This is a genomic window from Halomonas sp. AOP12-B1-6 (assembly GCF_052379225.1).
Classification (GTDB): Bacteria; Pseudomonadota; Gammaproteobacteria; order Pseudomonadales; family Halomonadaceae; genus Vreelandella; species Vreelandella casei.
The window spans coordinates 179,516-206,509 of sequence record NZ_JBQSYK010000002.1 but is presented as its reverse complement, the minus strand read 5'-3'; the positions used below and the strand labels follow the sequence as shown (position 1 = coordinate 206,509).

Sequence of the window (26,994 nt, the reverse complement as noted above, 5' to 3'; positions counted from 1 at the left end):
ATTCTATTCTGGAATCAGGTTTTCGCAGCATCGTACAGGCTCACCTATGCTGGAGGAGTTACCGCCATCGATAGTAATAAGGCCGATAGCGTTTTGCCATGCCCATCCAGGTTTAGGGCACCATTCACTCCTCCTTGCAGCGTGTCATCAAGCACTAAGTTAATCCCTTTGAGGTTGGGTAAAAGATAGCGAGTAACGCTGCTGGCACCGCGGTGTTTGAACATCTCCGCCACGCGTGCCTCGGTGAGCTGCTCGATCAGCCAGGGATAGTATTCCTCTTGATACACGAATACGCCTAAGCTCAATCGGTCGCCCTTATCGCCCGCTCGGGCATGGGCGTATAGGTGCAGGTTATGTCTCATAGTCATTTCCTTCGTGATTATTTCCTCCGTGCAAGGTAACGGTGGGCACGACTTGATGCCTTGGCACCAGGAATGACGCTGTCTTCAGCCGCTGTGAATGCTGACGCCTAACGCCACCGCCGCCTGCCGGCCCACAGCAGTAAAGTGCCAGCAATTCCTGGGTTGCCAGCTCAACAGCGTGTTTGTCGCAATGTTCGACCGCTAAGCGCAACCGGATATCGTTAGCCATATCGTGGATTGGCGCTGCCGAGTGCTGTGCATCACCATCGAAAACGCTAGACACACCGATCAAATCAAAGCGTGAACGTAGGCTGGGTGGGCAGCGCATGGCTAAGCGCTGGCGCAGGGTTTCTCGTGCAAGGCTAGCCCTGGCATAGGCGTTGGGGCCTGCGTACGATATTTCTGCTTCACCCTGATAGCCATCTAAAAAACTGATGGTGGTTTTTAAGCGCTCAGGTGCAGGCTTACCGCGTACACCGGTGACCTCGACGCGATCCTTGGACAACTGCCTGATATTGACATCGCGCAGATCAATCACCACATCGGGCGTGATATACGCACCAGGGTCATGAATTTCGTACAGTAGTTGCTCTTTAACGGTTTGCTCGGTCACCAAACCGCCGGTGCCCGGTGGCTTGGTAATCACTAGGCGACCATCACGCTCAACTTCAACAAGTGGGTAGCCCAAGGTGGCCATGCCAGGGACATCCTTAAAGCCAGGGTCAGCGAAATACCCCCCCGTTACCTGCGTGCCACACTCAATTAAGTGACCGGCCAAGGTGCCGGCCGCTAGCCTGTCCCAATCGTCGCGCGCCCAGTCGTGGTGATAACAAAGCGGCGCTAATGCCAGCGCGGGGTCTGCGACTCGTCCGGTAATAACCACGTGAGCGCCTAGCCCCATGGCATCAATGAGCGCACCCGCGCCCAGGTACACATTGGCTGCCACGACATACTCAAGCTCGGGTAACGAGCGGCGCTCGCCTTCCCAGGCAAGCCAGTCCAGCTCATTTAGCCGCTCTCGCACATCATCGCCATGCACGGTGGCTAGGCACGCGTTTGGATATCCTGCTTGATGCGCCAACCTGCTGATACGGCGTCTGGCAGCATCAGGGTTCGCAGCGCCAAAATTGCCTAGAATCGTGATCTGGTGAGTAATGCAGTCGCCAAGAATGGGGGCAAGAAACTCTTCCAGCAGCGGTTCATCACCACTCTCTGGGTCATTGACTCTACGTAGTTGAGCGGCGGCAAGCGTCCGTTCTCCTAGTGTCTCGAACATCAGTGCTCTCGGGGTATCGTAAGTCATCAAGGCATCAACCAACGGTCTAGCTGCATCGGTACGGTCCCCCGAAAAGCCCGCACCACAACCGATCACAACGGTCATTGAGTTTTCCCCTCTTGGTTAAACTCAGGCGCGATTGCTTTCTGCACCGCTATCAACCGTTGGTCACGCTGTACACTCAAATCGGTTATGGACTTGCCATCGGTCGCGGACTCAACGCCGTGTATCACTTGCTCAAAAAGTGCCGTGTTCATGTCGGGTTGCCCAAGGCTTGCCCAGCGATACTCTTGGCTTGGCCCTAGGTGTTCCAGGTAATGGCGAATGCCGCCTTGCCCGCCGCCTAAGTGATAGGTTAGGAAAGGCCCTTGAAAAGCCCAGCGTAAGCCTGGCCCTGCGGTGACCGCTCGATCTATATCTTCCACGCTGGCCACGCCTTCCTGTAAGAGGTAAAGCGCTTCTCGCCATAGTGCGGATGAAAGGCGGTTAGCAATATGCCCAATCATTTCTTTGCGCATAATGACCGGCTGTTTACCAATGGCGCGATAAAATTCAGCCAAGCGCTCCACCACGGCATTATCGATTCCATATAACTCGACCAGTGGCACAAGATGCGGCGGGTTGAAAGGATGAGCGATAACGATGCGTTCTGGTGCCGGTGATGCCAGTGCAATATCCGAGTGCCTAAGCGACGATGTACTGCTGGCAATCCACGCCTGGGAGTGGCGCTGAATATCGATCAACAACTGCTGCTTTAACTCTGCAGACTCAGGCGCATTTTCGACGATTAAATCAGCACGCCGAACCGCCTGCTCCAAGCTGTCTGCGATCTCTGGGGCGTGAGCCTTGCCCCCTAACGCCCGCATATCGTCGGCGACACGGCGAGTAAACTGCGACCGTGCGGCCTCATCAGGATCGAACGCTGTGACCTGTAAGCCGCGTGAGAGAAAGTATGCCGCCCAGCTGATACCAATAGTGCCGCAGCCAATCACTGCAATGCGCGTTATCGTGTTGCTCGGCTCATTCATAGCTTGGCTCCCTGCAATGTAATCCGGCGAGTTGATTGCCATGCCCAGGTATAAAGCCCCGTTACGGCGCAGACACCCAACAGGCCGATGGTGACATTGGGTACTAGTGCGAGCATGCCAGCAGCGGCCAGTAGTGCACTATCCAGCCAGCGGTTACCTAGCAAGCGCGCGCCACCCAATATCCCGGCAAATGCTAGAACAAAAGCAAATGCGCGGGCGGCGGCCAAGGTAATATCCCATCCGTCGCCTAAGCCGATGAGTGCTGGGTAGGCAAGAATTAAGAACGGGATGATGTAGGTGGTCGCACCAAGGCGAATAGCGTGGCCTGCTACCTGTAACCAGCCTGCCTTGGCGATGCCCGCCGCAACAAATACGGCGATACATACAGGCGGTGTGATCACCGATATTGTCGCAAAATAGAACACAAACAGGTGGGCGACCAGCGGCTCAACACCTATGCGAGTAAGGGCAGGGGCCAATACGGCTGCCACCAGCACATAGGCTGCGGTGGTAGGAATCCCCATACCCATGATCATGCAGATCAAGGCCACGATGAGGGCGACCAAAAATACCTGCTCGCCAGCAACGCTAACCACCAGCGTGGAAAGCGTCACGCCAATGCCGGTCAAATTGAGCATCGCAACGAGAATCTGTGCGCCGGCTAACAGTACGCCGATAATGACCATACCCTTACCGGCATCTTCAAGACCCGCCAGCAGTAAGCCTATCGCTTGCCGAGGTGGCATACGTTCGATAAAGGCAAAGAAAAGAAAGCTAACCAATAACAGCGCAATCCCTAGAAATGCGGAAAACTGTATAGAGTAGCCGTTAAGCACGCCGCCAAAGAGTCCACCCAGTGCAGCCACAATTGGAAGCAGGCGCTTAAACTGGAGGACTTCTGGCCAGGCCGGCAGCTCGCTTTCTGGCACAAGAGGAAGTGCTTTGCGAACGGCGACAAGATGTATAGTGAAAAATACCGCGATATAGAAGAGCATGGCCGGTAGCAACGCGGCCAGGGCAATGGTGACGTAGCTGACACCCAAGATCTCCGCCATGATAAACGCCGCTGCACCTAAGATAGGCGGGGCGATCTGCCCGCCGGTAGAGGCGACCGCCTCAACGCCGCCGGCAAAAGCAGGTGGGTACTTCAAGCGTTTCATCATGGGGATGGTGAAGTTGCCAGTCGTTGCCACATTGGCCACCGCACTGCCGCTAACCATGGCGAATAAGCTGGAAGCTACCGTAGCAATTTTGGCAGCGCCCCCTTGGCTACGGCCACCAATGCGCATGGAAAGGTCAATGAACGTCTGCCCACCTCCAGTGTGCAATAGCAGGCTACCAAAGAGCACAAACGCGGCAATGGTCGTGGCAGCCACGCCAAGCAGCATGCCCCAGATACCTAGGTCGCCCAGGAACAGCGTCTCGGTCACAAAGCTTGTATCAAACCCACGGTGGCTCAGTGGTCCGGATAGGCGGTCTCCGAAGAGCGCGTAAACAATCCCCAGCGAGACCAGCAGTGGAAACATCCAGCCAATGGCACGACGTGCGACTTCCAAAATAGCGACGACCAACATTACGGTCATTAGCATATCTTTTGAAGTGGCCCAGGGAAGCGTGGTGAGGATGTTATTGGCATTAACGGCCACGAAAAGGCAAGCGGTGACAGCTCCCGCCGCTAATAAACAATCAATCACAATACCCATCGGACGCCAGGGTTTACCTGCGCCGAGAGGATAGGTGAGCAACCCCAGTACGATCACCAGCGCAAGAAAGATACTACGATGCACCAAGCTTTCAAAAGGGCCTGTTGCCGAGGTATAGAAGATGAAGCCGCCCAGTAAAAGGGCGACTAGCATTAGTAGTTTGTTGCGCATGGAACTCAGCTCCTTTGGCTTATTCCACCGGCATCAGGCGTTCAGGGATATCGTATCCCTGTTCTTCGAAATAGCGCGCCGCACCCGCATGAAGAGGCACGGTGCCGCTACGCAGTGTGAGTTCTGCCAAGTCAGCCCCCGCGAGGTTAGCTAGCGCGCTGACCTGTGGTTCGGGGTTTTCCATCACTGCCTTGACGATCTGGTAAGCGGTTTCTTCATCCAAATCGGGGCTTGAATGCATCGCTAAGCCAAAGCTCCAGGTAGCGTAGGCGGGGATGCCGTCTGCTGCACCTTCGGGGATATCGACAACGGATATATCGGGCATCTGCTCTCGTAGCATGTCCGACTGCTCATCGCTTAACGACAGCACTTGGATAGGCGTAAACGTAGCGACATCCATTGAGGAGCCGTCCAGCTTGGCACCCACGCCAGATTTAACGTATCCCGCCATGCGGTTATCTTTCACCCCAGCGACCACGTCGGTAGTTGAGCCACGCACATACTCTGGTGAAAGGCCTAGTGTTTCCATAACCGCTATCGTGGTGGCTTCGGTTGCTGAGCCTGTAATGCCAGGGTTAAGCCGAACGCCATCCAGTTCCGCCATGCTTGAAACATCGGCATCTTGGCGTATCACTACGTTTTGCGGCGCTTGGGAGTAGACCCACAGCAGCCGGTTATCAACAGGGCGACCTTCAAATTCGCCTTCGCCTGCATAGGCGTGATAACCCACGTTGGTGGTGACCAGCCCCATATCGACCTGATCGCGCAAAATACGGCGCAGGTTGTCCACGGTAGCCCCGGTTTCTACTACAGAGGTGCGTACCCCATCAACGTGCTGGTTAATGATTTGACCTACAGCAACGAAATAACCGTATTGGCTGGAAGACGTGGAGGTAGAGCCAATCAGGAGCTGCTCGTCAGCGTGTAATGTGCCGGCCATCAGGCCAGCACCAAGTACAGCCGCCAGTAGCGGTTTCTTCAATGAGTACATAGCAGTGCTCTCTCTCTGGGTATTGTGAGTTTTTTGGTGTCCAGAAGATGCGTGTCGTTTGACCCTATTAAGAATGGGAGAGTCTGCTAGTATTTGTCTAATATAATTATATGAACGAGACTTTTGCTTTTTTTATGCAGCCATCTATCCGTCAACTCAAAGCCTTCGTGGCGATCGCTGAATATGGCAGTTTCGTCGAGGCATCCGAACGCCTGCATATGTCGCAGCCCGCTCTGAGTATTGCTATCCGTAAGCTAGAAGAGACGGTAGGCGGTGTGCTTTTCAACCGTTCACCTCGCGGCGTCCTGCTAACGCCGGAAGGGAAGTTTTTTCTACCGACGGCAAGGCGCTTAGTTAGTGACTGGGATAATGCACTGGGGGATTTGGGGGAGCTTTTCAACAAACAGCGTGGCAAAGTAACGTTGGCTGCGTTGCCGACCCTCGCGGCTGGTTTTTTGCCTGCTGTGCTCGCCGATTACCGTCAACGCTACCCCAATATCGCAATCAGCGTCCACGACGTATTAGCCTCACAGGTTGATGAGTTAGTCAGTGACCACCGTGCAGATATTGGCCTCTCCGTTCAGCCATTACGTGCAGAAGCAATGCATTTTGAACCGCTGGTGGAAGACCACTTTGTGGCTGTGTGCCCAGATGGTCATCCCTTGCTTGAGCAAGATAGCGTGCGTTGGGAAACACTATTAAGCTACCCGATTATAGGCGTTAGCCGTCTTTCCAGTACACGCGAGGCCATTGAAAGTGTGTTGCAAACGCTGGAGTTGGAGATGGATCTGATGTGCGAAGTCAGTCAAATCGGCACGGCTGGGCGAATGGTCGCCGCCGGGCTAGGCGTGGCGGCATTACCCTCGCTTAGCTTTCGTCAAATATCCACCGAAGGGATCGGTTGGCGACCACTGATGGCACCTTACGTACCGCGCTCGCTGGGTATTCTCACCCCGTCTCGGGGTTTCCTTTCTGCTGCAGCTGCCGCGATGCTTAATGTCATTCGCGAGCATGCGGCAGGCGCGGACCTTTTGCATTCCAAGACGTAAAAGGTCAGCCCAGAACTTTGCAAAAGCTTTTTCGGAGTGGTGTTCCAAATTTCGCGTGACATGAGCGGTTTATACGATGCCCTGATGGGGGGGGATGTTATGGCTCACATCCATATAGGACGTTCATGTCGACATCTCGCATGCTGATGATCATTTGAGGGAGGGGAATGATGAGTTGCGGTATAAGTCTGATGCAGAAACGAGGCAGTTGCATCAGAAGGCAACTGCCAAGGCAGTAGAAATTGAGACCCAGGAACGTTCACACTGAAAAAGCTAGTTCAGCGCTCCCACAACTTCGTCGATTTGTAGCTTCAAACTTTGCAGGCCACCACCTGAGAGGTACCAGAGCGCGGGTGTGAGCAGTACGAGTTTCGTGTTGGCTCCAGCATCGTCAAGCGCTTGTGCGAGTGCTTCTGCGTTAACGGGCTCGTCGCCAATCGCCGCGCTGCGGTCAATCACCAGCACCACGTCTGGGGCAATCTCGGCAATCGCGTCAGGGGAAAGCGGCGTGAAGGTACGCGTGCCACGGGTTTCGCTGGTAACGCTATCGGGCATCTCCAGGGCTGCAACGCCCAATACGTCATGCACTACCGGATGTTGATTAAGCATCAAGTTGCCGCCGTTGTGTGTCACCACCAGCGTACGCGGTGCGTTGCTGAGGGTTTCGCGCTGAGCTTCAATGTCGGCGTGCAGGGCTTCGAGGGCTTCTTCTGCATGCGCTTCGGCATCTATGTGACTTGCGATCTGACGAACATTTTCATCGAAGGATGCCAGGTAATTATCACCTTGTAAGCGGGTATTCAGCAGCGGAGCAATCTCTGCTAACTCGGTTTCCCAGTCGCTTTGGCGGCCGGTATAAAGGATTAGGCTTGGTTCGCTGTCCGCAATGGCTTCAAAATCAGGATTTTTTAGTCCACCTAAGTCGGTATAAGCATCGCCGCTATATGCCGATAAATAATCAGGCAGGCTCTGCTTGGGAAGGCCGACTACCTGTTCACTGGCGCCGAGCGCACCAAGCGTATCCAGGCTGCCTAGGTCAAACGTAGCGATGCGCTGGTCGGCATTAGCGGCGGCAGCGATTGAGACAAGCAGCGTTGCCGCGAGCGTTTTTGTAAAAATGGGGGAGAAAAGCGAAGACGTCATCAGGCTTCCTTTATAAAAAAACATTTATAAGAAAAAATAGCATATGCGATAGTTTCTCATGTTCTCAAGGATGCCGTGCTTTGTCGCTATTTGTTGAAGGAACGGTGTGTTGCAATAAGTGCCACCGCTCTTGAGCAGTGAGAGCGGTGGCGTTAGGCCGTTTAAGTCGTTTTAACTGGCGACCTGGAAAGGATTGCGTGGGTCGTTATCCCAAGCCAGGAAGGGTTGGCCGGTTTCCTGAGGCACCATGGTGATACAGTTTTCTACCGGGCAGGTGATTTGGCACAGGTTGCAGCCCACGCATTCGTCTTCAATCACCTCGTAGCGGCGGGCGCCGTCCTGCTCGGTGAGCTTGGCAATCGACTGGTGGGAGGTATCCTCGCAGGCGATATAGCAACGGCCACACTCTATGCACAGGTCTTGATCGATCTGGGCAATGGTTTTGAAGTTGATGTCGAGATGTTTCCAGTCGGTGGTATGCGGTATCGCCTTACGGGAGAACGCTTCAATCGAGTCGTAGCCCTTGTCTGCCATCCAGCGGGAAAGGCCATCTTTCATCTCTTCCACAATGCGAAAACCGTTGAGCATTGCCGCAGTACATACCTGAACGCTACCCGAACCTAGGGCGATAAACTCCGCCGCATCCCGCCAGCTGGAAATACCGCCAATGCCGGAGATAGGCAGCGTGGGGGTCGCCGGGTCGCGGGCAATTTCAGCCACCATGTTCATGGCAATAGGCTTCACGGCGCTACCGCAGTAGCCACCGTGAGTGCTTTGATGGCCCACCGTAGGCTTGGCGACCATGGCATCGAGATCGATACTGGTAATCGAGTTAATGGTATTGATTAGCGATACCGCATCAGCACCGCCGCGCAGTGCCGCCTGAGCGCCCACGCGAATGTCGGTAATGTTGGGCGTCAGTTTCACAATCACCGGTTTGGAGTAGTGCTTCTTGCACCAGTAGGTGACTTTTTCAATCAGATCAGGATTTTGGCCTACCGCCGCGCCCATGCCGCGCTCGGGCATGCCATGTGGGCAGCCTAGGTTAAGCTCAATGCCGTCTGCGCCGGTCGCTTCCACAAGCGGCAAAATATACGCCCAAGCCTCTTCATTACACGGCACCATGATGGAAACGATCAGCGCGCGGTCGGGCCAATCCTTCTTCACTTGGGTGATTTCTTGAAGGTTGATCTCCAGCGAACGGTCGGTAATCAGCTCAATATTGTTAAAGCCGATCACCTCGCGATTTTTGCCATAGTGGGCCGAATAACGCGAGGACACGTTCACTGCGGCGGGCTCTTCTCCTAAGGTTTTCCATACCACGCCACCCCAACCCGCCTCATAGGCGCGCACGACGTTGTAAGCTTTGTCGGTAGGTGGGGCGGAGGCCAGCCAGAATGGGTTAGGGGCTTTAATGCCGGCAAAGTTAACCGATAAATCAACGCCGTTAACGATACTATCGCCGTTACTTTTCTTGCCAAATGAGGGAAAAGGGCTAGATGTAAAAGTATCCGTTTTCATGCGGCCTCCTGCTTGGCGGCAAGCGCCTGATGAATGGCGTGAGCCGCCTGTTTGCCGTGCTGCACCGCTTGCACGGTAAGGTCCTGGCCTGCTTGGACACAGTCGCCGCCAGCATAAACATTGGGTAAAGAGGTGCGAAACATCTCATCTACATGGATGCGCTCGCCGTCTCGATCAAGCTCAGCGGCTGTTGTGTCGCTTAGGCTTGTGTCGTCGAAACCCTGACCGATAGCTTTGAAAATGGCCTCGGCGGCAAGCTCAAACGCCTCGCCCGTGGGCATTAAGCGGCCCGCTTTTTCAACGGTCTTGGCAAAGCGCATCCCCGCTACGCGCCCTTGGGTATCCAGCATAATCTCGTCAGGCTGTGCCCAGGTCACTATGCGTACGCCGTTGGCCTTGGCGATTTCCTGTTCATGGTCGGTGGCGGACATTGCCTCAAGGCCACGGCGATATACCAGCGTGACCTCGGTGGCGCCTAGGCGAGACATCTGCGTGGCCATATCAATGGCGGTATTGCCCGCACCGATGACAATGCAGCGTTTGGAAACGGGTAGGCTGCCCAGGTCAGTGGCTTGGCGTAACGTTTTTATATATTCAACCGCCGGCATTAAGCCGGGTGCTTCTTCGCCGGTGAGGCCTAAAGCGCGGCTGGCGCCCAGTCCTAGGCCTATGAACACGCTGTCGTACTGCTGGCGAAGCGTGCTCAGTGCTAAATTGCTTCCCAAGCGCTGGCCGTACTGTATATCGATGCCGCCGATTTCGAGTAAAAATGCGACTTCCTTATGCGCAAAGTCATCGGTCATTTTATAGCGTGCAATACCGTACTCGTTCAGCCCGCCGGGTTTCTGTTCGGCTTCAAAAATCGTTACCTGATGGCCAAACATGGCCAAGCGGTGAGCGCAGGAGAGCCCTGCAGGCCCTGCACCCACCACCGCAATATGCTGGCCAGTTGAGGCTGCACGCGTAAAAGGGTGTTGTTCAAACTGCATGTTGTCGGTGGCATGGCGCTGCAATAGGCCAATCAGCACCGGCTGGCACTCGGCATCGTGATTGCGTACGCAGCTACGCTCGCAGAGAATTTCGGTGGGACATACGCGGGCACAGCTGCCGCCCAGAATATTGGCTTCCAAAATGGTTTCTGCCGCGCCGTTGATGTTGCTGTCGCTGATTTGACGAATAAAGCTTGGGACATCGATATCCGAGGGGCAGGCCTCAACGCAGGGCGCGTCATAGCAGTAGAGGCAGCGCTGGCTTTCGATGATCGCCTGGCGATCGGTGAGTGGGGGATGAAGATCACTAAAGTTATTCGCCAGCGCTTGCGGGTCGTAGGTGCCGACCTCTTTTGCGCTGGGCAGGTAGTCCAGTGGATTGGTCACGGTGTTACTCCCATTCTCTAGTCTTGTCTTGCGCTGTATTTTTTATTGGCTCATTTTTAACGTGCGACAGCCTTCGGGGCGTTTAACTCGGCCCGCTTGGCCAGAAGCTCAAATACACCGGGATAGGCGGGGCGTTTTAGATAGCGGCCTGCACCGCGTTCGGCGCGTAGCTCGCCATCTCGCCACACCCATTTCCCTTGGCTAATCGTGTGACGGGCGATGCCGCGGACTGTTTTACCCTCGAAGATGTTGAAATCGACGTTCTGGTGATGGGTCTTGGCGGAGATGGTGCGGGTGCCGTTGGGATCCCACACCACGATATCAGCGTCGGCACCGACTTGAATCGCACCCTTGCGCGGGTAGAGATTGAAAATCTTGGCGGTGTTGGTCGAGGTGATAGCAACAAATTCTTGGGGCGAAAGTCGGCCGGTGTTAACGCCTTCATCCCACAGCACGGCCAGGCGGTCTTCGACACCGGCGGTGCCGTTGGGGATTTTGGTGAAGTCATCCTTGCCGGCCGCTTTTTGCTCCTCGCAGAAGCAGCAGTGGTCGGTAGCGGTCGTTTGTAGGTTGCCGGATTGCAGGCCGTGCCAGAGTGCTTCTTGATGGCCCTTGGGCCGGAAGGGAGGGCTCATTACGTGGGCCGCTGCCGTTGCCCAGTCGGCGTGCTGGTAGACGCTGTCATCAATCAGTAAATGGCCTGCTAAACACTCGCCAAACACCTGATGGCCCTGTTGGCGGGCGTAGGCGATTTCATCCACCGCATCTTTGGTGGAAACATGTACCAGGTACACCGGCGCGCCTAGCGTGCTAGCAATGCGGATCGCGCGGCTAGCCGCTTCGCCTTCTACTTGAGGCGGGCGGGAAAGCGGGTGCGCCTCTGGCCCAGTTATGCCTTGAGCGAGCAATTTTTGCTGCATGTGGTACACCAGCTCGCCGTTTTCGGCATGTACCGTGGGAATGGCGCCTAGCTCTAGGCAGCGCGAAAAGCTTTCCACCAGAATATCATCGGTGGCCATAATGGCGCCTTTATAGGCCATAAAATGCTTAAAACTGTTAACGCCATGCTCGCGCACCAGAGTGCCCATTTCCTCTTTAACGCTTTCATCCCACCAGGTAATGGCGACGTGAAACGCAAAGTCAGTGGCGGCTTTTTCTGCCCAGCCTTGCCAGGTTTCGAAGGCTTCTAGCAGCGACTGGCCGGGGCTTGGGATGACAAAGTCAATAATCGTTGTGGTGCCACCTGCCATAGCCGCGGCGGTGCCGGTGTAAAAATCTTCGCTGGCCACCGCGCCCATAAACGGCATCTGCATATGGGTATGCGGGTCGATACCGCCGGGCATTACCAACTGATGGCTGGCATCAACCGTCTCACAGCCTTCAGGGATGTCTAGATCCGTGCCAATGGCATGAATCTTACCGTCTACGCAGAGCACGTCGGCCCGGTAGGTGTCGGCGTGAGTGACCACCGTGCCGCCTTTGATTAATAAGCTCATCGTTCGCTCCTTGGATGATTGTTTGGACAGTGCTATTCGCCGTCGGTGAGACGGGTGTAGGTTTCCGGGCGGCGGTCGCGGAAGAACTGCCAGTTGTTACGGGCTTCTCGCACCATGTCCAAATCAATCTCGTGGACGAGGAGTTCATCGTTGGTTTCGCTAGCCTGAGCTTCGATTTTGCCGCGGGGGTTGACGATGTAACTGGAGCCGTAGAAATTGCCGATATTCCACGGTGCTTCAGTGCCTACACGGTTGATGGCAGCAATAAAGCAGCCGTTGGCTGCCGCAGAGGCGGGTTGTTCAAGCTCCCAAAGATATTGAGAAAGCCCCGCCACGGTGGCAGAGGGGTTGAAAATCACTTCGGCACCGTTGAGCGCAAGCGCCCGCCAGCCTTCGGGGAAATGGCGGTCATAGCAGATATACACGCCAATTTTGCCGTAGGCAGTATCAAACACCGGCCAGTTGGATTGCCCAGGTTTGAAGAAGAACTTCTCCCAAAAACCGGCCACTTGAGGGATATGCGTTTTGTGGTATTTGCCCAAGTAGCTGCCATCGGCATCGAACACGGCGGCGGTGTTGTAGTAAACGCCGGTTTCGGTTTCTTCATAGATCGGAACAATAATGACCATGCGGTGCTCAGCGGCCAGTTTTTGCATCATCTGGCAGGTGGGGCCTTCGGGTACGCGCTCGGCGGCGGCGTACCATTTGCCGTCTTGGCTGGGGCAAAAGTACGGCTGATTAAAGACTTCCTGAAAGCACAGCACCTGCACGCCCTGGTCTGCGGCTTGCTGAATCATCGGTAGATGGGCTTCGTTCATCGCGTCACGAATGGCCGCGGGCGAAAGCTCGGTGCTGGTTTTTAAGCCCATTTGAATTAAGCCGATTTTCATCTTCTGCATTAGACGCTCCCTCTAATTGTTGGTGTAAAGCGTTTGTTTGAGTCTTAAGCGTTGTCTAATAAAGCTGACAATCAAGACAGCTTTTCTTAAAAGTATCGTTGGCTTGGTGGTTTTGGCAAGTCATCATTTATTGTTTTTTAAATTAACGTTAACTCTTTGAGTTTGTTTGATTTTATTTATATAAATAGCAGTGTTCACTCTTTTGGTGATCATGCGCACTGTTTTGGAATTTTTTATTAATTGTTTTGAATCATGATGTTATCTATTTTAGAGGGCTTATTTTAAATTCTGAGATGTTTAAAGTTGGTGCAAATATTTTTTTTGATCTAGCTTTGTTTAGTCGACGTTTGTTCGAGAGGTAACATCGTCAAAGGTAATGATCTAATAATAATATTGTTGTCCATAAAGGCAGCTTTTTAATCAATGAGTTAATTGGCATGCTCGCTTAGCTAGGCACACTTATTGCTTTGAATCCTGTCTAGGAAACTTCACTGACCGTGGGGATTAAGGTTTGTCAGGATTTAGCCGCTGTCGCTAGCGTTCAGACACCGCCTGGGTTGGACAACGCAATGCTGAGGAGATACAAAAATGCCAGAAACAACCTCTCAGATGGTGGATCGAGATGGTCTGATTGAGCTTGAGGTAGGGAACGATGTACGCAACAGTTCGCGTTTTAATGAAGATATTGCACCGACCCAGGCTAGCGAGCGCACCTGGACCAAATGGAATATCGCCGCCCTGTGGGTCGGCATGTCGATCTGCGTGCCTACCTACACACTGGGCGGCGTTTTAACCGCCTATTTTGGTTTAAGCGTGGGCGAGGCGTTATTCGCTATTCTGTTGGCGAATATCATCGTGCTGATCCCGCTGACGTTGAACGCTTTTCCAGGCACCAAGTTTGGTATTCCTTTTCCCGTGGTTTTGCGTTCTTCATTCGGCATTTTAGGCTCTAACGTGCCCTGCCTGGTGCGCGCATTGGTAGGCTGTGGCTGGTTTGGTATTCAAACGATGTTTGGCGGTCTGGCGATTCATCTGCTGCTTTCAGAACTGGTGCCTGCTTGGGCAGCATTAGGTGGGGTTGGTGAAGTTATTGGCTTTTTTGTCTTTGGCGCGATGAACCTTTACGTGGTTATTCGCGGGGCTGAATCGATCAAATGGCTGGAAACATTGGCCGCGCCGCTGCTGCTAGCGGTGGGTATTGGGCTAATGATGTGGGCATGGCCGAATATGTCGATGACCGAGCTTCTCGCGCAGCCGCCATCGCGCCCTGAAGGGGCATCGGTTTACGGCTATTTTTTCGCGGGCTTGACCGCTATGGTCGGTTTTTGGGCCACGCTATCGCTTAATATCCCCGATTTCAGCCGCTTTGCGAAAAGCCAAAAAGACCAGATTGTTGGTCAAGTAATCGGCCTGCCGCTGACGATGTTCTTCTTTGCAGCTCTCGGGGTGGTGTTGACCGCCGCGTCTGAGACGTTAGTGGGCCAAACCGTTGCCGATCCGGTGCGCTTAATTGGCTATATCGACAGCCCCTTCTGGGTCGTGATGGCGATGCTGCTGATTATTATTGCTACCATTTCTACGAATACCGCCTCGAATATTGTTTCGCCCACCAACGATTTCCAAAACATTGCCCCTAAGCTGATTAACCAAACGCGCGGTGTATTGATCACTGGGGCCGTTGGGGTGCTGTTAATGGGTTATGACCTGCTGCAAAAGGCGGGTGTTATTCCTCCCGGGGTTTCCCTTGAACAGATGTATTCCAACTGGCTGCTGGGTTATTCAAGCCTGTTAGGGCCCATCGCTGGCATCATGGCAGTGGACTACTTTCTGATTAAAAAGCAGCGTTTGAATGTGCCGAGCCTGTACATGGATGATCACGCCTATCCTGCTGTGAACATCGCTGGCTTTATTGCTTTTGGTGTGCCGGTGCTGCTCACGTTAATGTCGCTAGTGACAGACACGATGAACTGGTTTTATGACTATGGCTGGTTCACAGGCTCAGCGCTTGGAGCCATCGTTTACTACGTGGCGAGCCAAGTGTTGTCATCGTCGCCACAGGTTGGGCCGGTACCCATCATGGCGCGTGACGCAGCAGAGCAACGTTCATAAAACGCACTGTTTTTTGCTTACTGTTTTTTGCTTACTCTGCGTTTTTAATAAAACTTAAAAACGCATCCACTACGCGATTAGGGCGCCGGTCGTGGCGGGTGATGAGTACAAAGGGGATGCGATAGTGCTGGGCGCTTGCATGTAGCGCCCGCATCTTGCCGGCGGCCACCCACTGGGCAGCCACGTGTTCGGGTAGGAAACCGATAAAGCGCCCGGTAAGAATCAGAAAGGCCGCTCCTTCGCGGTCTGATGCCGAGGCGCGCAGGCAAAGCGCATCATGCGCCTCGCGCGCTTTTTCAGGAAGCGGGTAGCGCGGTGAAATAGCGGGGTAATGGGCAATATCGGCAGTATCAAGAATGTCATCAGGCTCAGAAAAAAGCGGATGCTCTGCCGCGCAGTAAAGATACGAAGGCTCATCGTAGAGGTGCCGCGTTTCTAAGCTGGTCGGTAGGTTCACTGCGGGTACAACGCCAACGTGAAGATGGCCATCCATCACGCCACGAATTACCGCATCGGAAGGCTCCATATGAATATGCAGCGTGACATCATGCGCCGGTGCACTCAGCTCGGCCAGCGCATTGGTGACATGCATGGCCGGTAGCGTGACCAAATTATCGGTAATGCCAATGTTAAGCTCACCTTTTATGGTTTGATGCAGAGCATTTACATCGCTTTTAAAGGTTTCCAACGCAGTGAGCAGCGTAAGCCCTGCCTGATAAATCTCTTTACCCTCTTCGGTTAAGCTAAACCCGCCACGCCCTCGCTGGCAGAGAGAGAATCCTAGCCGCCCCTCCAGGTCGTTCATATGCTGGCTAATCGCCGAGCGACTAATGCCGAGCGTCGTTTCAGCCGCGGTAAAACCGCCGCATTCGACAACCGTTTTAAAAATACGAATTAAGCGTATTTCGTAGTCGCTCATTTGACCTAGCGATGCCATCACAGCCCCTGGGTATCTAAATAATTAATATATAGTGCCATGCTTTTTTAATGAATCAACTACGATAAAAACTGATATACATGGCATAGCCGCTTGTTGTGAGTGGGGTATAGCATTTCTAATTTTTCTTAAACTGTACTAGGTGTTTTCATGGCATACCTAGATAAGGCCCCTGTGCGATGCCCGTCATCTCTATTGATGCAAAAGACGATGTGCTGAAAGCGACGGCTACCTACCGCCAGCAGCGGCGACATGTGATAGCGCTATATGTGCTAGCGCTTAGCATCATTATGGCGCTTTTCGGTTGGCTGTTGAGTGAGCAGTATAAGCAAGAAATGGCCGCCGCAGAGTCGCATATTAATGCCCGCGCCAATGTCGTTATGGCGTGGGCAAAAGGAGGCTTTTCTCAAAGTGGGCAAGCTCTGTTCGGATTAACCGAACTACTCGCCTTACAAGATATATCGGATAGCAATACTAATCCGCAGCTTCAACAAGCGTTAGAAAATCTCACCCAGTACGTGCCCCTGATCGACGAAATAGTTCTTTTTGATACCCAGGGGCGCTTGCTGGCAAGCGGTGGCGGAAAGTGGAATACACGTTTTAATATCAGCGAGACAGCGTTTTTTAACGCCTTGACGCAGGGGGAAGAACAGGAGCTGATTACGCCACTGCAGGTATCGACCGGTGATCAACGTCTCTACTTTTACCATGGAAGGCGATTCGAGAACTCCAATAGCGGCGTTGCAGGTGTCGTAGTGTCACGCATCGTACCGGGCGTATTTACCGCCGTGCTTGAGCAGATGAATGTCTATGACGGCGAAAGCATTACGCTGATCGACACCGATTTAAAGCTGATCGCTAGATATCCGCCATCAGAGGGATCAATGGCTATTGGTAGTCAAATCGTTAGCCCTAATATGACGCAATGGTTAGACAGTGGCGAACCCGCTCTTGCACTAAAGGGAGTGTCACCTATTGACGGCCGCATGCGGCTGATGCGCATGCAGCGAGTCGGAGCATATCCCATGCTAGTCATTGTCGGTATTGATCTGCATGCGCTGCTAGCGGATTGGCGCCAACGGACGTGGATTTTTGTGCTGATAGTAGCTGTGATGGCGCTGCTAGGGGCTTGGGGGGCGCGTCATTATCTAAGCCGTTTAACGCTAGCGGATCAATTACGCCAGCGCATTGAAGAGCGAGAACAGGCGCGTGCTGAAGCGCAAGTCGCTGCCGCCGCTTTTCAAACACACTTAGGCATTTTAATTACCGATGCTCAGGGCTTGATTCTGAAAGTGAATGATACCTTCACGCGTATTACCGGTTACAGCCAAGTCGAAATTGTCGGTAAAACCCCGCGCGTCTTTAGCTCCGAGCTACATAACGCAGCATTTTATCGTCGTTTATGGAAGCAAGTGCTCAAAACCGGCAACTGGGAAGGCGAGATATGGAATCAGCGCAAGAACGGTGAGCTGTTTCCTGAGTGGCTCACGGTGAGCGCGGTTTATGGCAACGGCGGCGTGTTGACGCATTACGTGACTACGATGAGCGATATCAGCGAGCGCAAAGCCGCTGAGCAGGAGATTCATCAGCTGGCATTTTATGATTCATTAACGGGGCTGGCGAACCGGCGCCTATTTCTAGATCGCATGGATGCTGCGCTCAAAGCGCTTCAGCGCCATCAGCATGGTGTCGCACTGTTGTTTATCGATATTGATAACTTTAAGCAAATTAATGACACCCTTGGACACTACCAAGGGGATCAGTTATTGCAGTGTGTCGCTCAGCGGATGGGCCAAATGCTGCGCGATACGGACACGCTAGCACGCTTGGGAGCCGACGAGTTTGCGGTGTTAATTGAAGGTGCTGAGAGTAGCCGTACTCAAATCACGCAGCTTGTTGAGCGTATTGGCCATAAATTATTGGCAGTACTCAATGAGCCCATCTTACTTGGTGAAGAGACTGTTACGATCACGGCCAGTATTGGTATTGCGGTGATGGAGGGCGATGAACACAGCGTCGATGAGTATTTGCAGCAGGCGGATCTGGCACTCTTTAAAGCCAAAGACAATGGCCGCCACACGCTGTGTTTTTTTGATCCCGCCATGCAGGCAGCGCTGTTGGCCCATGTGAAGTTAGAGGCAGATTTACACCAGGCACAGGAAAACCAGCAGTGGTTGCTTTACTACCAGCCTCAGGTCAACTCCTGCGGTACGATCATTGGCGTAGAAGCGCTATTACGCTGGGAGCATCCAGAGCGTGGCATGGTGTCTCCCTGTGAATTTATTCCGTTGCTAGAAAGCACTGAATTGATTAATGACGTGGGTGAATGGATATTGGCCGGTGCCTGTCAGCAATTAGCGCGGTGGGCGCAGCATCCGCGTTTAAGCACGTTAACCATATCGGTCAATCTTAGCCCGCAACAGTTTCGCGATAAGCATTTTTTATCCCGTGTAGAGGGGGTTTTTGCCCGCACCCAAGCGCCGCTTAGCCGCTTAAAACTAGAAGTGACTGAGTCACTGTTCGTGGCAGCCCAGGATGAAACTCGGCATAAAATGCTCGCCTTAAAGGCGCAGGGCGTGCGCTTTTCGCTGGATGATTTTGGCACCGGCTATTCGTCATTGGCGTATCTGGCTCAGCTGCCGTTGGATCAATTGAAAATCGACCAGTCGTTTGTTCAACAGGTACTGGATAGCCAAGCGAATGCGTCCATTGTGGAAAGTACGATTGCCCTGGCTGGTAGTTTAAATCTAGAGGTCATTGCGGAAGGAGTGGAGACAGAAGCACAGCAGGCGTGGCTATTGGCTCATGGCTGCCACGTTTACCAGGGCTATCTGTTTGGGCAACCGGTAACCGTAGATGAAATGGAAAGACGGATTGAAAAAGTCTGAATGCTCAGCGCAGCTGTCAGCCTGTTAACTGACGGGCAGGGCGCATAGGTGGGGTTCAAGATCCAGGCTAGGGGTGGGCAGCGTGTCGGGAAGAATCACTTCCAGTCGAGAGTCTTGCCGCCATGCGCTGCTTTCAATGCTGAGTGTGCCGTCCGCACGGTTAAGGCGCTTCCAGCCATTATCGGTATGAAAAACGCCTTTAATGCGAGCCTCTCTTGGCAGTTCCCCTAGATGCGCGGCGAGGCTGTCCAGGTCAAAGCGCTCGCTGGGATGCCAGCGTAGTCCTGTGCTGGTATAGCCTAGCGACGTGCCGGTTTCACGTTGGGGTTTGCCCGGTGGCGGCGGGAAATCAAAAAACGAACCCGCTAGGCTGGGCATTGCCGCGAGCTGCTGATGACTGCCTGGCATTTCTTGGCCGCGAACAGCGGCGCTGCTACTTTGAGTGAGCAGCGTGAGCGATAGTTCGCCTTGTAAGGTTTCCTGCACCCATTTGCGCGGAGGCCAGCGCTCGGCGACAAACGCATGGGCAGCCGCTAGCTGGCCTGAAGTGCTCTGGTCGAGCATCGTAAGCGCCACGGCGTCTGCCATATCGAGCTGATCGAGGAAGGTGTCGTGCTGGCGAGCGCGGGCGTCATCCAGGCGGCGCGGGTCGAGAGTGGCAATAATGTCGCGCACGTCGACCACATCGTTAAATGCCTCACCACGCAATAAGTCTAGCAGGCCTGCGGGGTGTCCAAGGCCTGAAGGCTCAATGATTACCCGGTCGGGTTTGCTACGTGCCAGTAAATTAACCAGAGCCGCTTGCAGTACAAACGCCAATTGACAGCATAAGCAGCCGCCAGGCAGGCCTTTTACAACGACATCATCGCGGGCATCAAACATCGCCTGATCGATGCCGATTTGACCAAACTCGTTGACTAAAATTGCCCATTTTTCATCCACAGGCTTTTGCTTGATCAGGCTGTGGATAAGCGTGGTTTTGCCGCTACCTAGAAAGCCAGTAATAATATGCACAGGGACTTTCGTTAACGCTGACAAGGCCTAGCCTCCTGTCATATTCATAAAGCGTACCACCTGCACATCGCCATCGGTGGTGAAGTGATGGCGCTCCGGCTTAAGCGGCAAGGCATCAATGATGGCCTGCTTAAGTATCTGCATATTGCCCGGATGGCGGCGCAGCACGGCGCGAAGATCTACTGAATGTTCATTGCCTAAGCAGAGCAGTAGACGGCCTTCCACGGTGACCCGTACGCGGTTGCAGGTATCACAAAAGTTGTGGCTATGCGGTGAGATAAATCCAACGCGGCTTTCGCTGTCGAGCATCTTAAAGTAGCGCGATGGGCCCGGTGTGGTTTCGGCCGTGGCAATCAGCGGGTAGCGGGACTCAATCATCGCCTGCACGTCGTCGCTGGAGTAGAACGTCTCTGCTCGTGAGTGATCGGAGACATCACCCAGCGGCATTTCTTCGATAAAGCTAATGTCCAGGCCTTCTTGGCGGGCAAAGGTGACCAAGTCGATCACTTCATCGTCATTACGGCCTTTTAAGATCACCGCGTTGAGCTTAATACGCTTAAACCCAGCTTCCTGAGCGGCGTGAATGCCGTCAATCACTTTGGCGAGATCGCCGGTGCGAGTCAGCTGCTTGAAGCGTTCCGGAACCAGTGAGTCCAAGCTAATATTGAGACGCCGCAGGCCGCTGGCATAAAGCTGTTTAGCGTGCTTACGCAGGCTGGCGCCGTTCGTGGTCATGGTGAAGTCGGTAAGGCCCGGCATGGCGCCGATCTCATCGACCAGTTGGTCAATGCCGCTGCGCACGAGCGGTTCGCCACCGGTAAGGCGAATCTTTTCAACCCCCAGCTCGGTGAAGGCGCGGGCCACCATGGCAATCTCTTCCAGCGTCAGTACCTGAGCACGAGGCAGAAACGTCATCTCTTCGCTCATGCAGTACACACAGCGGAAATCGCAGCGGTCGGTGACCGAAATACGCACGTAGCTAATACGGCGGCCAAAATCATCAATCAGTGGCTGGTCAGCATGTGGTTGGTCAAAATGTGAGTGGCCAGCGCGTTGCTGAGTCGTTCGTTGCTCGGTCATAGCCATCCCGTTAGTGGTTGTATGCTGACTACCTCGCCTGGTTGTGCGCCGTCTTGGTCATCGGCAAGTTCAATCAAGCAATTAGCAGCCACCATCGAGGTTAAAATACCCGAACCCTGGGCGCCGGTGCTACGTACGTGTAACTGTCCTTCTCCATCAGTATGGTAGACACCGCGAATAAAATCAGTGCGCTTTAAGCGGCTTTTTAAGACGTCATCGGCAATCGCATAAAGGCGATGGGGCGGTGAAACCGGCAGCCCTTGAAGTCGATCCAGCAGCGGCGTCACAAACTGTAGAAAGGTTACCATGACCGCCACTGGATTGCCGGGAAGGCCGACGAACGGCGTGTGCTGTTCGCCTAACCAGCCGCAGGCCATGGGCCGGCCTGGGCGAAGCGCTACGCGCCAGAACGCTAAGCGGCCCAACTGCTGCAGCGCGGTGCGGGTAAAATCAGCCTGACCCACGGATACGCCGCCGCTGGTGATCACCAAATCGCTTTGCTGGGCGGCTTGCTCCAGCGCTGTTTGGATAGCGTCCTGTTCGTCCGGCAAAATGCCGAGATCAATCACGTCAGCGCCGTACTCGGCAAGCATGCCGATCAGCGTAAAACGATTCGCGTCATAAACCCCGGCCGGAGCAATAGGCTCGCCGGGGGCCGTGACCTCGTTGCCGGTCGAGAAAATCGCCACCTTCGGGCGTTGGCACACGGTAACCGTGGCATAGCCTAGCGACGCTAATAAGCCCAGCTTGGCGGCATCGAGTCGCGAACCTGCCGCAAGTGCCGTATCGCCAATCGCCATGTCTTCACCGGCCTGGCGTACATGCTGGCCGTGCTTGAGGCGCTCAGGCGACTCAATAATCACATGCTCAGGCTGTTCGTCTGACGGTTCGCGCAGCTGTTCACTCATCACCACTGTGTCGGTGCCTGGCGGCAATGGGGCGCCGGTGGTAATGCGTACACAGTGGCCGGCAGGCACCATTTCGCTGCGATACTGGCCTGCTAATACCTCTCCAGCCACGGGCCAATGGGTTTGCTTGGCCCCAACACCTTCTCTCGCCAAGGCCAGCGCCACGCCATCCATCGCCGCATTGGTATTTTGCGGCACGTTAAGCGTCGCCAGCACAGCGGTGGCCAAGCGGCGGCCATGGGCCTGTGCCAGAGGCACCTGTTCGCTGTCTAGCGGGCGCTCAATCAACGTAGCGAGCGCTTGACGGGCTTCGTCAACGCTAAGCATTTTCTCACCGAGATCAAAGCAGGAGAGCGTCACGTTGCCTCCTTGCCTTTAGTCGACAGCAGAACAGTTTCAAGGTGCAGCTTTTCCTCTTCAGTGTTGAGGTTAGCAAAGGCCTCGGGGCAGTCGGACATATCGACTTTGCACCAGTGATGGCGCGCATACCAGCGGTCGATTTTGCGCTCACCCTCGGCCAATACGGCGGCTAAGTCATCGGCGAGTGACGTACGCAGCAGCGCTACCACGGGGTGCAGCCGCTCACCGTCAAAGGCCACGCCAATATCATGATCGCCAATCCCTGCGACCAAACGTGCTACTAAGTCATCTGACAGGGCGGGAGAGTCACAGGGAACAATCAGCAGCCAAGGCGTTTTGGCTGCGCGCAGCCCGCTATAAATCCCCATGAGCGGGCCTTTGAAGCCTTCGTCGGCGCCCTCTATTACCAGATCAGCGATCACACGGTCAGCAAAGAAGCGGTAAGCATCGGCATTGCGATTGGCATTAATCAGCAGTTCGCCTACTTGGCCCTCCAGGCGTTTAACCGCATGGGCGACAAGAGGTAAGCCCGCAAAAGGCTCAAGTCCCTTATCGCGACCGCCCATTCTACGACCTTCGCCGCCGGCTAGAATCATACCGGTTAGTTCTTGGGTAGGAATCATGAGCGTGCCTGTGTTGATGAATGTGCCTGCTTTGATGAGCGCGCCTGTTTTGATGAATGTACTGTGGACGGTCGCTCAGGAATCGCGTCCAGCGTCAGGCGATGCTGGGTATTGATCGACTGAAAATGGCGGCCTTTAGCGCGGGCGATAAGCATCACGCCAAAGCGCTCGGCCAGCTCAACGCCTTTTTGCGTTACGCCTGAACGCGACACCAGTACGCTAATCCCCATTTGCGCCACCTTTAGCACCATCTCTGACGTCAGCCGCCCTGTGGTATAAAAAATATCTGCATTGGCACTATCTGCCTGCTGAAGCCATTGGCGCCCCGCCAGGGTATCTACGGCGTTGTGTCGCCCAACGTCTTCGACAAAATCGAGCACCTGTGCTTGATCGCAAAGTGCGCAGCCGTGAACGGCGCCAGCGCTCCGGTACGTTTCATTATAGGCGTTGAGATTTTGCAACAGCTGATAAAGCGTCGATTGTGCCAGCTGCGTATCGGGCAGCGCCATCAGCGCGGTTTGATCCAACAATTTACCAAACACCGTGCCCTGGCCGCAGCCGGTGGTGACCGTGCGAGTACTTAAGCGTGCTTCCAGGTCTTCAGGTAGGTGGCGGGTAACCACCACGGCGGCTTCTACCTCCCAGTCGACCTGCACGGCAGTCAAGTCCTCGGCAGCTCGCAGCAAGCCTTGATTGCGTAAATAGCCGACCACCAGCGCTTCGGGGTCGTCACCCAGGGTCATCAGCGTGACAATTTCGCGCTTATTGAGATACACGGTTAGCGCCCGTTCAGCGGCAATCGCCTGCTGGCGCGTATCGCCATATTCGTCAACGATGCTAATCTGAGTAGTAGCCGGTAAGCGGGCTCGGCTTAACTGAAGGGCAGGCATCCATGAACCTCGCTAAATAGTTCTCGCAAAACGTCGGGGTTGACGATGATGGGGCTGGGGATGCTTACTTGTCTACCCATTCAAGCTCCATCTATTCAAGCTCCTTCTATTCAAGTTCTGTCGACTCCAGTTTCAGGGTGCTAATGCCATGAGTGATAATTTACGCTCCATCAGTATCACATTGGTTGCCGAAGCCAAGCAGGTAAAGCGCTTTACCCTAACGCAGTGGCGCATTGCGGAACTTGCTTTGGGCGATCAGGGGCCTATCGCGCTGCAACTACAGCTTTCGATGACCGAGCGCGCGGCGTATCGCTTTAACCTCACCTCTAGCGCGCCGCGTCTGTTTGTCCGCGCAGGCTTTACCGGGCAAGCACCGCAACCCGATGCAATCACGGCTAGCCAAGATGTGGCGGCAGGCTGGATGGATGGTGAGCAGCAGGTGCTGGAAGCCTTGATGCCGATGGCGATTCAGGTATGGATTGAGAGCTACCTTGCTCGCCACGGCGAGGCGCCCGTCGAGGTACGCAAGAAAAAACGCAAGGGGGCAGGGCGCGCAAAAGAGATGCCTGCCAATGAGCCGCCGCGATGAGCCGCCTGGAACGCTGGTCGCGCCTAAAGCGCAATGCCCAAAAGGAAGGCGGTGTCTCGCCAAGCGTAGTGCCTGCCAGCGAGCCTGCAGATGACATCACCGTGGAGCCAACTGGCGCGTTTCATAGCGGCGCCGAGCAGCCGCACGCTACCGTTGATCAACGGTCGGCACCGGCACTGGACGCACAAGAGCCAGAACGCGAACCCGCGCCCGGCAGTCTCGATCACACGTTGCCCGACCCCGATACCCTGGGTGTCGGCAGCGACTTTAGTGCATTCATGTTGCCGGGCGTCAGCGGAGCCCTGCGCCGGCGCGCTTTGAAGCGCCTTTGGGCCACCGGTAATTACAACGTGCGCGATGGTTTGGATGACTACGATGCTGACTATCGCCAGCAGCTCAAGCCCATGGCCTCTGGGCTTGCCAGCAAACTGCGCAGCTGGACCCATAAAGTAGACGAGACGCTGGATAAGCCGCTAGAAGATGCTTCTGCTGAGCCACAAAAAGAGCAGGTGGCCAGCGAGCAATCCAATGATCACTTGATCGCGTTTGAAAACGAATCTGCTATACCTGGCAGCGCCAACGGTAGCGCTGCAGAAAAGCCCCTCCTAGACGACCAGTCTGATTTAATATTTACTCCCCAAAGAAAGTCTGAATACTCTCATTAATGGCTATAGAATCAATTTGTTAAAGTTAATTTTCTTCCTTTTTGCAGACTGCATTAAACGCAATTAAGTTGGCTAAACACCGCGTTACGCCTAGGCTCAACTTAGTGTCAACGAAACGTTATGCCATAATAGTTAAATAATATTACTCAAAATTATAATAAGAATTATTCACTGACCGTGAGAATGCATGAATCAAAGAATCCAACTGGCGTCGATAGACGACCAGCGTAATGCCGAGGCTCGGGAAACGGTACGTCGACGTATTTCGTGGCCTGCTAATTTAACGCCTGCTAATGTGACCTATCACAGCCGTGGCCATGCGCTGCTGATAGGCGCGGCCGCCGACGTATACCCGGCTGCCCGCGCTCTTCAGGGGCGCGGTCTTGCATCGCTTACGTTGCTTGTTACTTGGCCTGTTGGTAATGGTGCTGAAAGCGAGGCGGCAGAGCTAGTCGGCGCCAGCGAGCCGTTAGTGACGCAAATGCTCACCCACGAGCAGCTAAGCCAGCTACACATAAGCGGTTATTTGGGGGCGTTTAGCGCTCGGTTAGATGACGGCGATGCTCCGCTGGATCTCGCCAGGGCGCTGATTGAGCGCGCCGGATTTGACCTTGTGCTTGATCTTACCGCGATGGCTCATCCCCAGCGTTCAGAATTGCCGCCACCTGGCTACGTGGTGATGTCTTGGCAGGATGTTGAGCAGCGCAGCGAAACACTCGAAAATTTTGCCGGGCTGGTCGGTGAATTCGACAAGCCGCGCTATTTTCAGGTCAACAGCGACCTATGTGCCCACTCCACAAGTGGCAATATTGGCTGTACCCGCTGTTTGGATGTCTGCCCGGCGGATGCTATCTCCAGCATTCAAGGGCGCATTGAATCCCATATTGAAATTGACCCCTACCTTTGCCAAGGCGTGGGCAGTTGCACCAGCGCCTGCCCGACGGGGGCGATCGAGTTTCGCATGCCAGAAACACGCCGCCAGCAGGATACGCTATCTACTTGGCTCGCGGCCTATCGTGATGCGGGTGGCCAGGTGCCGGTGCTACGTTTTCTTACCCATGATTCGCAAGACGCTGAGCGCGCAACCGGCGTGGTGCCTGCAGGCCATGTGATTGATGCCCCACTGGAAGAGTTGGGAGCGGCGGGCCACGACCAGTGGCTAACCGCACTGGCTGCGGGTGCCGCCGAGGTGCGTATCCAGCTGCATCCTAGTATGCCTGCACGCTTAAGCACTTTTTTGAACGACCAGATCGCTCAAGCGCACGCCATGCTAGATGCTTTGGGGCACGACCGCGCTCGTGTACAGCTGATTGGCGTCGCCGATGGGGCCGCGCGTGATGCGCTGCCGACGCTTCCCCCTTTAACAGAGGCGCCGCTGCAGCTGCCTGAGCCTGAAAAGCGCACACGCTTGAACCGCGTGTTAGCGCGCCTTGCCGAGCTGGGTAGCCCTAACGGGGCACGCACCACGATGCCTGTAGGCGCTGCCTACGGCGCGATTCAGGTCGACCGCGACGCCTGTACGCTGTGCCAGGCCTGTGTCAGCAACTGCCCTACGCCCGCGTTAAAATCTGGCGGCAATACGCCCGCCCTTAGCTTTCTTGAAGCGGACTGCGTGCAGTGCGGTCTTTGTGAGCAGGCGTGCCCGGAAAACGCGATTACGCTGATGCCAGGCTTTTTGGCAGATGGCGCCCGTGAAACGCGGCATATCTGCCATGAAGAAGCGGCCTTTGAATGCATCAACTGTGGCAAACCATTTGCCACCGTGAGCACGGTAGCCGCGATTAAACAGAAGCTTGCCCATCATCCCTACTTTGCCGGTGAGGCGATGAGCCGCCTGGAAATGTGCGAAGACTGCCGGGTGAAGGATGTCTGGAAAACCATGATTCGCGATCCTGACGCGCAACTGAAGGTATAAG

The 26,994-nt window shown here is 54.6% G+C and carries 22 protein-coding genes; 6 read left to right on the top strand and 16 right to left on the bottom strand.

The features are described 5' to 3' along the window. Positions 1 to 44: 44 nt before the first annotated feature. The 5 genes from ACT3TR_RS06210 to ACT3TR_RS06190 are packed head-to-tail and all read right to left on the bottom strand — an operon-like array spanning position 45 to position 5,531. Positions 45 to 362: an AtuA-related protein gene (locus tag ACT3TR_RS06210; RefSeq protein WP_444624982.1), complete on the bottom strand. Its 318-nt coding sequence runs from the start codon at positions 360 to 362 to the stop codon at positions 45 to 47. Then, positions 352 to 1,743, bottom strand: coding sequence for an acyclic terpene utilization AtuA family protein (locus ACT3TR_RS06205; protein ID WP_444624983.1), 1,392 nt, complete (start codon positions 1,741 to 1,743; stop codon positions 352 to 354). Before ACT3TR_RS06205 ends, ACT3TR_RS06210 begins: the two co-directional genes overlap by 11 nt. Then, positions 1,740 to 2,666 carry a 3-hydroxyacyl-CoA dehydrogenase NAD-binding domain-containing protein gene (locus ACT3TR_RS06200; RefSeq protein ID WP_444624984.1) on the bottom strand — a complete coding sequence of 309 codons (927 nt, stop codon included), beginning with the start codon at positions 2,664 to 2,666 and terminating at the stop codon, positions 1,740 to 1,742. Before ACT3TR_RS06200 ends, ACT3TR_RS06205 begins: the two co-directional genes overlap by 4 nt. Beyond that, the gene (locus ACT3TR_RS06195) at positions 2,663 to 4,540 is read right to left on the bottom strand and encodes a TRAP transporter permease (protein ID WP_444624985.1); all 1,878 of its coding nucleotides are present in this window, start codon (positions 4,538 to 4,540) and stop codon (positions 2,663 to 2,665) included. Before ACT3TR_RS06195 ends, ACT3TR_RS06200 begins: the two co-directional genes overlap by 4 nt. A 19-nt stretch (positions 4,541 to 4,559) precedes the next feature. Next, positions 4,560 to 5,531, bottom strand: a complete 972-nt coding sequence (locus tag ACT3TR_RS06190) for a TAXI family TRAP transporter solute-binding subunit (protein WP_444624986.1) — start codon at positions 5,529 to 5,531, stop codon at positions 4,560 to 4,562. Between the two features lie 134 nt (positions 5,532 to 5,665). Between ACT3TR_RS06190 and ACT3TR_RS06185 the strand changes: the two genes are divergently transcribed. Continuing rightward, entirely contained in the window at positions 5,666 to 6,580 is a 915-nt protein-coding gene (locus ACT3TR_RS06185; protein ID WP_444624987.1) for a LysR family transcriptional regulator, read from the top strand. 273 nt (positions 6,581 to 6,853) lie between these two features. On the opposite strand, the gene ACT3TR_RS06180 is transcribed toward ACT3TR_RS06185, so the two are convergent. From ACT3TR_RS06180 to ACT3TR_RS06160, 5 genes are all read right to left on the bottom strand, one after another. After that, the gene (locus ACT3TR_RS06180; protein ID WP_444624988.1) at positions 6,854 to 7,723 is read right to left on the bottom strand and encodes an ABC transporter substrate-binding protein; all 870 of its coding nucleotides are present in this window, start codon (positions 7,721 to 7,723) and stop codon (positions 6,854 to 6,856) included. 171 nt (positions 7,724 to 7,894) lie between these two features. Then, positions 7,895 to 9,244: an NAD-dependent dihydropyrimidine dehydrogenase subunit PreA gene (preA, locus tag ACT3TR_RS06175; protein ID WP_444624989.1), complete on the bottom strand. Its 1,350-nt coding sequence runs from the start codon at positions 9,242 to 9,244 to the stop codon at positions 7,895 to 7,897. Then, on the bottom strand, positions 9,241 to 10,620 hold the full coding sequence (locus ACT3TR_RS06170) for an NAD(P)-dependent oxidoreductase (protein ID WP_444624990.1): 1,380 nt from the start codon (positions 10,618 to 10,620) through the stop codon (positions 9,241 to 9,243). Before ACT3TR_RS06170 ends, preA begins: the two co-directional genes overlap by 4 nt. Before the next feature lie 56 nt (positions 10,621 to 10,676). Then, positions 10,677 to 12,116, bottom strand: a complete 1,440-nt coding sequence (gene hydA / locus ACT3TR_RS06165) for a dihydropyrimidinase (RefSeq protein ID WP_444624991.1) — start codon at positions 12,114 to 12,116, stop codon at positions 10,677 to 10,679. 32 nt (positions 12,117 to 12,148) lie between these two features. Beyond that, complete coding sequence (locus tag ACT3TR_RS06160) at positions 12,149 to 13,015, bottom strand: nitrilase-related carbon-nitrogen hydrolase (RefSeq protein ID WP_096277665.1); 867 nt, start codon at positions 13,013 to 13,015, stop codon at positions 12,149 to 12,151. A 588-nt stretch (positions 13,016 to 13,603) separates the two neighbouring features. Here ACT3TR_RS06160 and ACT3TR_RS06155 point away from each other — a divergent pair. Beyond that, entirely contained in the window at positions 13,604 to 15,124 is a 1,521-nt protein-coding gene (locus ACT3TR_RS06155) for an NCS1 family nucleobase:cation symporter-1 (RefSeq protein ID WP_444624992.1), read from the top strand. Between the two features lie 31 nt (positions 15,125 to 15,155). Here the strand turns inward: ACT3TR_RS06155 and ACT3TR_RS06150 are convergent, their stop codons facing one another. Further along, positions 15,156 to 16,061 carry a LysR family transcriptional regulator gene (locus ACT3TR_RS06150; protein WP_444624993.1) on the bottom strand — a complete coding sequence of 302 codons (906 nt, stop codon included), beginning with the start codon at positions 16,059 to 16,061 and terminating at the stop codon, positions 15,156 to 15,158. Positions 16,062 to 16,240: 179 nt separating this feature from the next. Between ACT3TR_RS06150 and ACT3TR_RS06145 the strand changes: the two genes are divergently transcribed. Then, on the top strand, positions 16,241 to 18,949 hold the full coding sequence (locus ACT3TR_RS06145) for a bifunctional diguanylate cyclase/phosphodiesterase (RefSeq protein ID WP_444624994.1): 2,709 nt from the start codon (positions 16,241 to 16,243) through the stop codon (positions 18,947 to 18,949). A 24-nt stretch (positions 18,950 to 18,973) separates the two neighbouring features. On the opposite strand, the gene ACT3TR_RS06140 is transcribed toward ACT3TR_RS06145, so the two are convergent. Genes ACT3TR_RS06140 through ACT3TR_RS06120 form a run of 5 tightly spaced genes read right to left on the bottom strand, consistent with a single transcriptional unit; the run spans position 18,974 to position 23,824 of the window. After that, positions 18,974 to 19,987, bottom strand: a complete 1,014-nt coding sequence (locus tag ACT3TR_RS06140) for a CobW family GTP-binding protein (protein ID WP_444624995.1) — start codon at positions 19,985 to 19,987, stop codon at positions 18,974 to 18,976. A 3-nt stretch (positions 19,988 to 19,990) separates the two neighbouring features. Next, complete coding sequence (moaA, locus tag ACT3TR_RS06135; protein ID WP_225734161.1) at positions 19,991 to 21,043, bottom strand: GTP 3',8-cyclase MoaA; 1,053 nt, start codon at positions 21,041 to 21,043, stop codon at positions 19,991 to 19,993. Continuing rightward, positions 21,040 to 22,311: a molybdopterin molybdotransferase MoeA gene (moeA, locus tag ACT3TR_RS06130; RefSeq protein ID WP_096277675.1), complete on the bottom strand. Its 1,272-nt coding sequence runs from the start codon at positions 22,309 to 22,311 to the stop codon at positions 21,040 to 21,042. The genes moaA and moeA overlap by 4 nt, the downstream gene beginning before the upstream one ends. After that, on the bottom strand, positions 22,308 to 22,934 hold the full coding sequence (gene mobA, locus ACT3TR_RS06125) for a molybdenum cofactor guanylyltransferase MobA (RefSeq protein ID WP_096277677.1): 627 nt from the start codon (positions 22,932 to 22,934) through the stop codon (positions 22,308 to 22,310). The genes moeA and mobA overlap by 4 nt, the downstream gene beginning before the upstream one ends. Continuing rightward, a complete protein-coding gene (locus ACT3TR_RS06120) occupies positions 22,931 to 23,824 on the bottom strand; it encodes a formate dehydrogenase accessory sulfurtransferase FdhD (protein WP_096277680.1) in 894 nt (297 codons plus the stop codon). The genes mobA and ACT3TR_RS06120 overlap by 4 nt, the downstream gene beginning before the upstream one ends. Positions 23,825 to 23,972: 148 nt before the next feature. Here ACT3TR_RS06120 and ACT3TR_RS06115 point away from each other — a divergent pair, with 148 nt between their 5' ends. The 3 genes from ACT3TR_RS06115 to ACT3TR_RS06105 all read left to right on the top strand — a co-directional run bounded on the left by ACT3TR_RS06115 (position 23,973) and on the right by ACT3TR_RS06105 (position 26,993). Further along, a complete protein-coding gene (locus tag ACT3TR_RS06115; RefSeq protein WP_096277682.1) occupies positions 23,973 to 24,413 on the top strand; it encodes a DUF3305 domain-containing protein in 441 nt (146 codons plus the stop codon). Continuing rightward, positions 24,410 to 25,078: a DUF3306 domain-containing protein gene (locus tag ACT3TR_RS06110; RefSeq protein ID WP_096277684.1), complete on the top strand. Its 669-nt coding sequence runs from the start codon at positions 24,410 to 24,412 to the stop codon at positions 25,076 to 25,078. The genes ACT3TR_RS06115 and ACT3TR_RS06110 overlap by 4 nt, the downstream gene beginning before the upstream one ends. A gap of 187 nt (positions 25,079 to 25,265) precedes the next feature. Continuing rightward, entirely contained in the window at positions 25,266 to 26,993 is a 1,728-nt protein-coding gene (locus ACT3TR_RS06105; RefSeq protein WP_096277686.1) for a 4Fe-4S binding protein, read from the top strand. Position 26,994 lies beyond the last annotated feature (1 nt).